Below are 11,016 nucleotides of genomic sequence, written 5' to 3' on the forward strand. Positions count from 1 at the left end.
AACGTTAAGATTGCCACCGAATGGTTAACAAAATCTGATTCCGCTTTGCAAGTGCCCTCGACTCTTAATTTAGAGATCGCAGGCACCGCATTGATTCATAAGGTCAACTCGCCCGCCAAAAACCATTAGATGGTGCTTCAGGTTCAAAGGCTAAGCGATTCATTCGACTCAATAAAATCTCTGCCTAGAAACTTCAGGATTCGATTTACCGAGCTTTAAGTCTTAAGGCGTATGATTAATGCTGAACGTAAAGGAAAGGTTACCAGACGGGGCCGCCTTTAAGTTTTTGTTTCATTTTCCCGAGGTGATTCGGGTGGAATACCGGCTGGATGGACCGCCGCCTCGCATTTGGCGGCTTACGCGTACCGGCCTGAGAGTATGGCGTTGAGGGGGTAGTGGGCATGAAGTCGCATGAGGGTTTGGTTCGGCTGAAACTCTTTCAGGTCAAGGAAAAGCGCCGCCAGCTCGGTCAACTCGATCTGATGATGGGCGAATTCGAACGCATGGCCGCTGAACTGGACGCCCAGATCCTTTCAGAGGAAAAGAAGGCCGGCATCACCGACACGACGCACTTTGCCTATCCCACGTTCGCAAAGGCCGCGCGCCAGCGCCGCGACAATCTTTTCGACTCGATCCGTGACCTGAAGGCGCAAAAGGACGAGGCGGAAGCCGCCCTTGCCGAATCGGAAGCCGAACTTGCCAAGGCCGAGGCGCTTGAGCAGCGTGACGGCAAGCCGCGCGAGGAAGAGATCCCCCTGACCGACAAGCGCGCCATGATTGGCTGACGGACTGCCGCCCTATCGCTGCTGGATTACGTCCGACCATTCGCTGTGACGCAGCGATTGCGCCCGCATGAACGGGCAAAGCGGAATTATCTTCCAGCCACCCGCTCGCGCATCTTCCACCGCATTCAGGGCGAGCGCCTGGCCGACGCCCTGCCCCCGAAGCGCGTCAGGCACCGCGGTGTGGTCGATGATGATGAGATGGGGGCTTGCGCGCGAGAAGGTCATCTCGGCTTCATGGCCGGATACAACAGCCACATAGCGTCCGCCCTTGCCCGTTTCCTGCTTTTCGATACTGATCTGACCACTCATTGTTACACCATCGTTATTGCGACTCGCGGTACCCGATGCCGGGTGCCCATCAACTGCCATTGATCAATTGTTTTTCGCCGACGTGACTTTAGCGAGGTCGGACGCATCGCTGAGAATGTGCACCGTCTCGTCGAGAAGCACGTCTTTTGCATCCTTGAGCGCTTTTTCGCTCGCAATATCCGCGCTCATGCTGCGCTCGTCGGCCTGCAGACCATCCTCCTGAAATACAAGATCGGTCGTCGACGCCGAGCCCTTGCCGTCAGCTGCTTCACGTGCCTTCAGGCGGCCAATCTGGCGATCCCTTTCCGCACGTCGCTCGGTTTCATTGAGGGATATGACCCGCTTGTCACGCAAGTCCTTGAGCTCGTTGACATCTTCGACGAGTCTCTTGAAATCCCTGTCCTCCTTGGCACGCGCGTCGTGGCGGCTTTGAAGTTCCGGCAGGATCGCCTTGATATCCCCGAGCGGCTTGTACCTGGCTGGTTTGATCTGCAACCACGGCAACGCGTTGTCGTAACTCGACTCCCCGAGCGTCTCCTCGTCCGAAAACCCGGGCAGGATGATGTCCGGCGTCACGCCGCGAAGCTGCGTGGTCCCGCCATTGATGCGGAAGAACTGCGCGACCGTCATCTTCAATTCGCCGAATTCCGGCTTTGGGTTGCGCGCTTGCTCGTCGAGATCGACCACAGTTTGCACGGTTCCCTTGCCGAAACTTGGTTCGCCGATAACGAGCCCTCGGCCATAGTCCTGTATTGCCGCGGCAAAAATCTCGGAAGCCGAGGCCGATCCGCGGTTGATAAGGACTGCAAGCGGCCCCGTCCATTTCGCCTGGCCACGATCATTGCCGTCGACCTTGATGTCGCCCTCGCCATTGCGCTGTTGCAGGACGGGTCCCTTCCCAACAAACAGGCCGGTCAGTTCGATCGCCTGAGGCAAGGAGCCCCCGCCATTGTTGCGCAAGTCGATAACGACGCCGTCAACCTTTTCGTCTTCGAGTTCCGCCAACAGCTTGGCAACGTCGCGGCTTGCGCTGCGATAGTTCTTGTCACCCCGTCGCCGCCCCTCGAAGTCGTCATAGAATGTGGGCAAATCGATCACGCCAATTTTGCGCGTGAGATCACCATCCTTCACGATCCTGATGCTTTTCTTGGCGGCCTGTTTTTCCAGGCTGATGTTATCGCGCACCAGAGTAATGAGCCGGTGCTTGCCGTCGGGGCCCGCGTCGGATGGCATGATATCCAGCCGTACGACCGTATCCTTTTCTCCGCGTATGAGCTTTACCACCTCGTTCAATCGAGTGCCGACGACGTCCACCATTGGACCGTCCTTGCCTTGTGCCACCCCGACAATTCTGTCGCCCGCATTAAGCTGGCCTGAGAGTTGGGCAGGTCCGCCGGCCACCAGTTCCCGTATGGTCGTATACTCATCGCGCTCCTGAAGAACGGCGCCGATGCCGACGAGCGAGAGTTTCATTGAAATGTCGAACTCCGAAGCGGCGGCAACGCCAAAATAGTCTGTATGGGGTTCGACGGCATTGGTATAGGCGGTCATGAACGTCTGAAATACATCGTCGCTCTTGTATTTATAGGCGCGGGCCTGCGAGTTCTCATAACGCTTGCCGAGTGTCTCGCGTATCTTTGCATCGGACGTACCGGCCAATTTCAGGCGCAGCCAGTCGTTCTTGACGCGCTTGCGCCATATCTCCTGGCTTTCCGCTTCGGTTTTCGGCCAAGGCTCCTTGTCCCGCCGGATCGTGAAGTCTTCTTTTTGGCTGAAATCGAACCCATCCTTGAGAAGTCCGCGTGCGTAATTCATGCGCTCCACGAAACGCTGGTCATAAACGTTGAAAATCGCAAACGGTATGGTGAGATCTTCGCCATAGATGGCATCGTCCAGCTTGTCCTTGCTGGCCATGAACGTGTCGATATCGGACTGAAGGAAAAAGGATCGGTCCGGGTCCAGCAATTCGATGTAGCGATCGGTGATTTTCGCGGACAAAGCGTCGTCCAGCGGCACTTTCTTGTAGTGATAATAGGTCAATACTTGCGCACTCAAATGCGCAGCCTTGCCTTGATCCTCCTCAGGCGCGAGCACCGGAGGTGAGGCGGTTTCCAACGCCTGAGCAGAGGAAACGACCGTCAGGAAAGCAAGCAACAAGCCAAATCTGGTACGCATAAGGTGCACGGATCCAATGCTCTGTGTGGATTAAACCATCAAATATTACCGCCGACGGACTGCCGGCCGCATCTAAACTTACTATGGCGATCCGCCATGTGAAGCGTCAATCGGTAACAAGTGAATGTGATCCAGTCTGTCTAGTGTAAATCTTGTTTAAATTGAGCCGATCCTGTCATCGCGACGGCCAATCTCTTGCCGTGGGCGCAAATTGTCTTCGCCGTCCTTGACGGTGGCCATGCATTTCCTTCATGCATGGGCTGTCAGCCTCGGTCGGATATCAGCATGTCGACAAGATTTATCATTCCGATCCTGCTTTTCGTCGCGACATTCACCCTCGCATTAGGGCTGACCATGCCGCTGATGAATGTGAGCAAGCTCTATTTCTTCGACGAAAGCCCGTCGCTTCTCGATATCATCGGCTCCCTGTGGCGTAGCGGCGACTGGTTCCTCGCGCTCACCGTCCTTCTTTTTTCGGTTATCCTGCCGGTCGTAAAGCTCGGCGTCGCGCAGATGGCCGCGGCGCAGGTACCGGCCGCGTCCCGCGCTCTTCATCGCTGGGTCGGGCTATTGTCGAAATGGTCGATGCTCGACGTGCTTCTGGTCGCCCTCGTGATTTTCGGCGCCAAGACCAGCGGGCTTGCTACCGCGATCGCACAGCCGGGCCTCTGGTTCTTCACCGCCTCGGCAATACTTTCGGCGGTCGCGGCCCACCTCATCGTTGCCAGGGAAAAGCAGGCAGATTAATCGCGGCATGGCCAAATGGAAAAAGGCTGGTCTTGCGACCAGCCTCTCCCAACTTTCTTGCACCATCATCTAATGACGATATTGCTGTATCCGGGTTGTTCTAAGGCCAGCCAGCCCGTGATCGGAGATCGAGGACTGCCAGGACAGGAACTCCTCCACCGTCAAAGTGTAGCGCTGGCATGCTTCCTCAAGACTAAGAAGACCACCGCGCACAGCGGCAACCACCTCAGCCTTGCGGCGAATGACCCAACGCCGCGTATTCGCGGGTGGAAGATCGGCGATGGTCAGTGGACTGCCATCCGGGCCGATAACATATTTTACTCTCGGTCGAACAAGATCGGTCATTGTACTCTCTACACTAAACTTCAAGACCTATCGCAGCAGACATTACAGAGAGGGCTTTAATAATTGCCTAAACGCCGAGTCATTGTCTGGTAACCTCGGTTAATGGAGGCGTAGGGATTTCATTAAACTTTTGTCCAACTGCAAATATTTCACCGGGTGCCCGTCGGCTTTGTTCAGAAAACTTTGAACGAGAAAGACTTATCTTGGCGCACTTCCTGTTGGCAGAACCGGTCAATTCACCTATATAGAGCCCGACAATAGCGCTGCGCCTTTATGCCGCTTCCAAGAACCGGATCCGCTTATGACCTTGAATAGCCTCGATCTGCCGGGAAAGCCGGAAGACACCCGTATCGTCGTTGCCATGTCCGGCGGCGTGGATTCTTCTGTCGTCGCGGGCATCCTGAAACGCGAAGGCTATGATGTCGTCGGCGTGACATTGCAGCTTTACGATCATGGCGCCTCGACCCATCGCGCAGGCTCCTGCTGCGCTGGCCAGGACATCGAGGATGCGCGCCGGGTGTCCGAACTCCTCGGCATCCCGCATTACGTGCTCGATTACGAGGCGCGCTTTCGCGAAGCTGTGATCGATCCGTTCGCTGCAAGCTATGTCAGCGGCGAAACGCCGATCCCTTGCGTTTCCTGCAACCAGACTGTCAAGTTCGCCGACCTGTTGCAGACCGCGCGTGATCTCGGCGCCGATGCCCTGGCGACCGGCCATTATATCCGCAGCCACGCCAATGGTGCCCACCGTGCCCTCTATCGGCCGGTCGATACCGACAAGGACCAGAGCTATTTCCTGTTTGCGACGACGCAGGAACAGATCGACTATCTGCGCTTTCCGCTCGGCGGCATGACCAAGACCGAAACCCGCGCCATCGCCGAGGAGCTCGGCCTTACCGTCGCCAACAAGCAGGATAGCCAGGACATCTGCTTCGTGCCGCAGGGCAAATATTCCGACATCATCTCGAAGCTGAAGCCTGAGGCCGCGAACCCGGGCGATATCGTTCACATCGACGGGCGCGTGCTCGGCCGGCACGAGGGTATCGTCCACTATACGATCGGCCAGCGCCGCGGCATTGGCGTCGCGACGGGCGATCCGCTCTACGTCATCCATCTCGATGCCAAGAATGCGCGGGTCGTCGTCGGCCCACGCGAGGCCCTGGAAACGCACAAGGTGTTTCTGCGCAACATCAACTGGCTCGGCGATGGCCCGCTTTCGGCAATTCCCGAGGGCGGTGTCGAAGTCTACGCCAAGGTCCGCTCCACCCGTCCGCCGCGCCCGGCACTCCTGCACCATCGCGACGGCGAGACCTTCGTCGAACTCGTCGACGGCGAAAGCGGCATTGCTCCCGGCCAGGCCTGCGTGCTCTATTCCGACAACAGCAATACGGCCCGCGTCTATGGCGGCGGCTTTATCGGCCGCTCCGAGCGCGCTCCAAAGGCCGAAGCCATGCTGAAGCGGCTCGCCCAGCAGGGCCACGCCGCCGCGTGAGGCGGTTTGCTTGTCTCATGCCAGATGGTTCTCGGGACATAGCCCGAGGCGCCACCGGGAGCGCCCTAACTCTCAGGCCTTCTCGTGAAACTCGCGGATGGTACCGATAATACGGTCCTGATCGGCTTCGCTGAGGTAGGGGTGCATCGGCAGGCAGAGGATATTCTTCGGCAGGGTCTCCGATATCGGTAGCCCTCCCGGCGCACGCATATAATGCTCATAAGCCTTCTGCAGATGCAGCGGCTTCACGTAGTAAATCACCGAAGGAATGCCGTTTGCCTGAAGATGCGCCTTCAAGTCATCGCGCTTGTCCGTCTCGATCGCGTACTGTGCCCAGGCCGAGCGCGAGCCGGCTGGCATGTGCGCAACCTTGACGACGTCCTTCAGGCCATTAGCGTAGCGCTTCGCCACCACCTGACGCGTTTCCATCTCGTCCTCGAGAATGGCGAGCTTTTCGATGAGCACCGCCGCCTGGATCGTGTCGAGGCGCGAATTGAGCCCGATACGGACATTGTCATACTGAGTCTCGCCCTTGCCGTGGAACAGCACAGACCGCAAGACCTCGGCGAGCGAAGCGTCATTAGTGAACATCGCCCCGCCATCGCCATAGCATCCGAGCGGCTTGGCCGGGTAGAAGCTGGTTGCCGCGACATCGCCGAACGCGCCGCACATGGCATTGTCACGTTTGCCGCCGATCGATTGGGCCGCGTCCTCGATAACGAAGAGGCCTTCCTTGGCGGCAATGGCGGAAAGCGAGGTGTAATCGGCGGCAAGACCGAAAAGGTCGACCGGAATGATCGCCTTGGGCTCGAGGCGCCCTTCGGCGCGCACGGCGGCAATTGCCGCCTGCAACTGCTCGACATTGATGTTGTAGGTCTCGGGATCGACATCGATGAATACCGGCTCGGCCCCGGCAAGCGCCACGACTTCGGCGGTTGCAGCAAAGGTGAAACTCGGGACGAACACCGCGTGGCCCGGACCGATGCCCTTCGCCATCAGCGGCATCAGCAGCGCATCGGTGCCGTTGGCGCAGGCGATCACATGTTCGACGCCGACATATTCGGCGAGACGCTTTTCGAATTCGGCAACTTCAGGCCCGAGGATGTATTTACCCTCGCGAACGACCTTGGCGATTGCCGCGTCGAGTTTGCCGCTAATCCGTTCACGCTGTGCGCCGAGATCGATGAACTGCATCATTGCTCCAATATCAAATATGCTCGCGCAATCGCCGCGAGCAACAGTCAAGGCGATTGTTTAGATGGGCAGCCAGTGGACCGCCAGACGTCGCCATTCAAAGTTTGTGCGGCCTTGTAACAACGCTTTATGCCGAGTGCAATCTTTGCGCGCGTCAACCGTAGGCTGGTGTATCGCGCTTGGGCTCCGTGTGCGCCACCGTGCCGGCTGTCAGGATGCGCAGCACGCGGATTGCTTCCTCGCCATCGGTGCGCGGCTCCTCGCGCGTTTCGATGCACGATATGAAATTTTGCAGTTCGCGCGTCAGCGGCATGCCCTGTGCAATCTTGACATAGGTCGGCTCTTCCGTGGTCGATGCCCAGGCGCCGTTATCCTGCCAGATCGAGTGCTTGTAGACCGCGAGTTTCTTGTCCCATTGCTCCATGTCATCGAAGACGGCCATGGCCTTGGTGCCGACGACGGTCAGGCGACGCTCGCGATAGGGATTGAGGCGCGAAGCAAAGAGATGCCCGCGCACATTGTCGGGAAAGCGAAGGTGGAGGTGCGCAAAATCGCTGAGGTGGTCGAGCACCGCGGCGCCCTCGCCGCGCACTTCGATCGGCTCGGTCCCAGTAATCGCCAGGATCATCGACAAATCATGCGGAGCCAGATCCCAGAGCGCATCGTTCTCAGTGTGAAACTTGCCAAGGCCAAGCCGGTGCGAATGGATATATCGCACCTTTCCGAGATGGCCGGCCTTGATCAGGTCGAGCAGCTTTTCGAAAGCCGGATGAAAGCGCAGCACATGGCCGACCATGAAGATGCGGCCATTATCGTGCGCAGCTTTCACCGCAGCTTCGGCGTCGGGCACAGTCAGCGCGATCGGCTTTTCGACGAGCACGTCCTTGCCGTTGCGAACGGCCTTGATTGCAGCCTGCGCGTGAAACTGCGGCGGCAGCGCCATGACGATCGCGTCGACGTCCGGATGCGTGTAGATTTCGTCCGCCGCAATATGCAGGACGCCTTGCTCGGCGGCAAAGCCCGCGGCACGATCGCTGTTCTGGTCCGAGACGGCATAAAGGGCGCCAAGGCTCTTCAGGGTACGGATATGGTTGCTGCCCCAATAGCCGCAACCAAGCACTGCAATCCGTGGAGCCATCTTTTCAGCCTTCTTCATGTCGGCATCCAATATCTGGAGCAAGAAACGATGACAAGACCTCGAACCCGGCAATTCCATGTCGAGGTTTTAAAGCCGGTGCACAATTCCTTGAGATTCGGGCGCGGCGCAACGGCAAGATCGCATCAGTTACCCGGGAGAGTGAACCTCGGGACAAGCGCCGTCCCTCGGTTGAAACGCGAGAATGACGGCAACGGCGGATTAGGGTGACGGCACTTGTGGATTAGGGTGCCGGCAGTGGTGGACAAGGAAGACTGCAATGCTGGTGGATGAGGGGGCACCTATTGATGCGCTGACAAAGAGAGGATCGCGTCGTCGCAATTCAAATGATCTCGGACCGGCTATATTGGGTGCGAAGACGCGTTACTTTAATTTTCCCACCTTCCCGGTCATCCGTGTGCTTTGACCCGAGGAGCCATTCGCAACTTGGCCGAGCCATCCACTTGACAGGCAGTTTCTACGCACATATACCCCGCCCGTCCCTGTCGATTGACAGCGCGTTCCCCGGTACAGCTTTAAAGGCAGGCCATTGACGGAACGCTTGGCATATGGGGCGAAGTAGCTCAGTAGGTTAGAGCAGAGGAATCATAATCCTTGTGTCGGGGGTTCGAATCCCTCCTTCGCTACCATAACTTTATCTCGTTAACTCAAGGTGATAGCGAACGTGCATGACCTCGATAAGAGCGTCATGTCGCAGTTATGTCGCAGATAATTTTCCTGTATTTTCAAAGGTTGCCGGAAACTACCGGATAATCCTTGCGTTAGTCAGATTAAGTCAGTGCTTCGGCGATACCATTCCATAGGATAGCCCCAAGGATCGCACCGCAGCCTGCCGCATGAAGCACGATAATCAGCCCCAGCCGTGTTCGGAAGGGTTCCTTTTGTGTCTTGTGTCGAAAAGCTCGCTGTCCCGCTACCGCGCCTATCGTGCCGCCCAGCAAGGCTAACGCAAGAAGTGTGCGTTCTGGGATGCGCCGGCCCGCCTGGCGCGCGCAATGCTTATCCCAGCCGAATAGTAAAAAAGATACGAGGTTGGCGATTAACATGTACGAAAAAACCAAAGGGTAAGCCCCCTCTGTCACCCAAGTCTGGCTTTCCATCGGACGAATCCCTCATTGCCGCCCGACAGCATAACCATCGGTGCTTAACGTCCCCGTTCTGCAATGAGTAGGATTGTTCAGATTCTGGACCATTTCGGGGCCTGGGGTTTCCGACACGGTTAGCGATTATCTAAAGAAATCAGAGCAAGATCAAGGAATCATAATCCTTGTGTCGGGGGTTCGAATCCCTCCTTCGCTACCATTTCTTTTCTCAATAGAATCAACCAGATACCAAGTTGACGGATGTCCTAGAATAGGTGATGAGTGTCGCATCATGCTGCAACTGGCTGCTATTGATTTCCAACGATTTTATTGGAAGGGCGGCGTATCCATGGGCGATATTTGCAATCAAAGCTCTATTTTAGTTTTGGTCGCTTTTCGACGGTTGTCGATCACGTTGTCCTGACGGGAGGCCAAGTGGCCTCCCGCGACATGACCGGACACTTATTGAGGCCGCAGCGCTTCTAAATCGTTAAGCCGTTTGAGCGCGTCTTGCTGGCGCAGCATCCCGTAGTTGATGCCGCTTGCATTGAGGGAACTGCCTTCCTGATAAGGAAACTGAGTGAAATCCGAGAAAAACTCCTTGATCTTTCCTTGGACTGGCACAAGCAACCACATGTTGCGAGCGAGGAATTCGAGCGCACCGCCTCCATCCTCCATACCGCGCTCATACGGATCCATACGCAAGTTCGCGATAAGAGCCCAACTCGGCACTTCCCTGGTGGCCGTTGCAATGTTGCCGTGGCTGGCGACTGCAAAGCTCAACTTCCAGTCGTTCCAACGTATGGCATTGAGGTTGCCGCCTTGATCGAAGTAATACACCGCGTCACGCGGGCCCGTTTGTGTATCCCCCTTGAGTAACGGCATGAGATCATAGCCATCCAGGTGGACTTTGAAATCCTTCGAGCCGGATTTGAAGCCTGTCTTCATTTGGTCCTTGAGATCGGGGATGCCCGCCGCGCTTGCGAATGTCGGCATCCAATCCATGAGCGTAACAATGTCGTTAACCTCTGTCCCAGGTTTGACGACTCCTGGCCAGCGGACCATCATGGGAATACGGAAACCGCCCTCCCACGTCGTTCCCTTTTCGCCGTGGAACATTGTCTGGGCGCCATCCGGCCAAAGCGCGAGTTCAGCGCCATTGTCGGTGGTGTAAAGGACAATGGTATTTTCGGCGATTCCGAGTTCATCTAACTGATCTAGAAGCTGTCCGACGTGTCCATCATGTTCGACCATGCCGTCAGCATGAATTCCTTTGCCTGTTTTTCCCATCGAGTCAGGCTTAAGGTGCGTGAAGACGTGCATCCGCGTGGAATTGAACCAGACGAAAAACGGCTTGTCTGCCTTATGCTGGCGATCGATATAGTCCTTGGCAGCAGCAAGGAATTCCTCATCGATGGTTTCCATCCGCTTGGTATTGAGCGCGCCCGTATCTTCGATCTTTCCATCCGCACTCGACTTGATCACACCGCGCGGGCCGAACTGCTTTCGGAAAGACGGATCCTTCGGATAAAAATATCCCTCGGGCTCTTCCTCAGCATTCAGGTGATAGAGATTGCCGAAAAATTCGTCAAAGCCATGATTTGTCGGCAGGTGTTGATCCTGATCGCCGAGGTGGTTCTTCCCGAACTGGCCTGTGGCGTATCCTTTCGACTTCATTACATCGGCAATGGTTGGCATCCAATCCTGGATACCGTGCGGATCGCCCGGCAT

At 56.8% G+C, this 11,016-nt stretch carries 10 protein-coding genes and 1 tRNA gene; 4 read left to right on the plus strand and 7 right to left on the minus strand.

What is annotated here, in order from left to right:
- The first annotated feature begins 401 nt into the window (after positions 1 to 401).
- A complete protein-coding gene (locus tag BR48_RS0123200) occupies positions 402 to 785 on the plus strand; it encodes a hypothetical protein (protein WP_027233502.1) in 384 nt (127 codons plus the stop codon).
- A 12-nt stretch (positions 786 to 797) separates the two neighbouring features.
- Here the strand turns inward: BR48_RS0123200 and BR48_RS0123205 are convergent, their stop codons facing one another.
- Both BR48_RS0123205 and BR48_RS0123210 read right to left on the minus strand, forming a co-directional pair.
- Entirely contained in the window at positions 798 to 1,082 is a 285-nt protein-coding gene (locus BR48_RS0123205; RefSeq protein WP_027233503.1) for a GNAT family N-acetyltransferase, read from the minus strand.
- A 75-nt stretch (positions 1,083 to 1,157) separates the two neighbouring features.
- Positions 1,158 to 3,269 carry a carboxy terminal-processing peptidase gene (locus BR48_RS0123210; RefSeq protein WP_027233504.1) on the minus strand — a complete coding sequence of 704 codons (2,112 nt, stop codon included), beginning with the start codon at positions 3,267 to 3,269 and terminating at the stop codon, positions 1,158 to 1,160.
- 285 nt (positions 3,270 to 3,554) lie between these two features.
- On the opposite strand from BR48_RS0123210, the gene BR48_RS0123220 reads away from it, so the two are divergent.
- The gene (locus tag BR48_RS0123220; protein WP_036815367.1) at positions 3,555 to 4,016 is read left to right on the plus strand and encodes a paraquat-inducible protein A; all 462 of its coding nucleotides are present in this window, start codon (positions 3,555 to 3,557) and stop codon (positions 4,014 to 4,016) included.
- 69 nt (positions 4,017 to 4,085) lie between these two features.
- Here the strand turns inward: BR48_RS0123220 and BR48_RS26045 are convergent, their stop codons facing one another.
- A complete protein-coding gene (locus tag BR48_RS26045) occupies positions 4,086 to 4,361 on the minus strand; it encodes a DUF1153 domain-containing protein (RefSeq protein WP_081816000.1) in 276 nt (91 codons plus the stop codon).
- 301 nt (positions 4,362 to 4,662) lie between these two features.
- Here BR48_RS26045 and mnmA point away from each other — a divergent pair, with 301 nt between their 5' ends.
- Positions 4,663 to 5,853 carry a tRNA 2-thiouridine(34) synthase MnmA gene (gene mnmA, locus BR48_RS0123230; RefSeq protein ID WP_027233507.1) on the plus strand — a complete coding sequence of 397 codons (1,191 nt, stop codon included), beginning with the start codon at positions 4,663 to 4,665 and terminating at the stop codon, positions 5,851 to 5,853.
- A gap of 72 nt (positions 5,854 to 5,925) precedes the next feature.
- Here the strand turns inward: mnmA and BR48_RS0123235 are convergent, their stop codons facing one another.
- Positions 5,926 to 7,047, minus strand: coding sequence for a DegT/DnrJ/EryC1/StrS aminotransferase family protein (locus tag BR48_RS0123235; RefSeq protein WP_027233508.1), 1,122 nt, complete (start codon positions 7,045 to 7,047; stop codon positions 5,926 to 5,928).
- 154 nt (positions 7,048 to 7,201) lie between these two features.
- A complete protein-coding gene (locus tag BR48_RS0123240; protein WP_027233509.1) occupies positions 7,202 to 8,185 on the minus strand; it encodes a Gfo/Idh/MocA family oxidoreductase in 984 nt (327 codons plus the stop codon).
- Between the two features lie 570 nt (positions 8,186 to 8,755).
- Between BR48_RS0123240 and BR48_RS0123245 the strand changes: the two genes are divergently transcribed.
- Positions 8,756 to 8,832: transfer RNA gene (locus tag BR48_RS0123245), tRNA-Met, on the plus strand.
- Positions 8,833 to 8,973: 141 nt separating this feature from the next.
- Here the strand turns inward: BR48_RS0123245 and BR48_RS0123250 are convergent.
- Entirely contained in the window at positions 8,974 to 9,249 is a 276-nt protein-coding gene (locus BR48_RS0123250; RefSeq protein WP_051615435.1) for a DUF1294 domain-containing protein, read from the minus strand.
- Between the two features lie 498 nt (positions 9,250 to 9,747).
- On the minus strand, positions 9,748 to 11,016 hold a 1,269-nt coding region (locus tag BR48_RS0123260), incomplete at its 5' end, for a sulfatase-like hydrolase/transferase (RefSeq protein WP_027233511.1).

The sequence above is a fragment of the Phyllobacterium sp. UNC302MFCol5.2 genome (assembly GCF_000686005.1).
In the GTDB taxonomy this organism is placed as follows: Bacteria; Pseudomonadota; Alphaproteobacteria; order Rhizobiales; family Rhizobiaceae; genus Phyllobacterium; species Phyllobacterium pellucidum.

Excerpts from the sequence above, each read along its gene's own strand:
- BR48_RS0123235 (WP_027233508.1), bottom strand. The coding sequence starts at position 7,047 with ATGCAGTTCATCGATCTCGGCGCACAGCGTGAACGGATTAGCGGCAAA.
- BR48_RS0123220 (WP_036815367.1), top strand. The coding sequence starts at position 3,555 with ATGTCGACAAGATTTATCATTCCGATCCTGCTTTTCGTCGCGACATTC.
- mnmA (WP_027233507.1), top strand. The coding sequence starts at position 4,663 with ATGACCTTGAATAGCCTCGATCTGCCGGGAAAGCCGGAAGACACCCGT.
- BR48_RS0123250 (WP_051615435.1), bottom strand. The coding sequence starts at position 9,249 with ATGTTAATCGCCAACCTCGTATCTTTTTTACTATTCGGCTGGGATAAG.
- BR48_RS0123240 (WP_027233509.1), bottom strand. The coding sequence starts at position 8,185 with ATGGCTCCACGGATTGCAGTGCTTGGTTGCGGCTATTGGGGCAGCAAC.
- BR48_RS0123200 (WP_027233502.1), top strand. The coding sequence starts at position 402 with ATGAAGTCGCATGAGGGTTTGGTTCGGCTGAAACTCTTTCAGGTCAAG.
- BR48_RS0123210 (WP_027233504.1), bottom strand. The coding sequence starts at position 3,269 with ATGCGTACCAGATTTGGCTTGTTGCTTGCTTTCCTGACGGTCGTTTCC.
- BR48_RS26045 (WP_081816000.1), bottom strand. The coding sequence starts at position 4,361 with ATGACCGATCTTGTTCGACCGAGAGTAAAATATGTTATCGGCCCGGAT.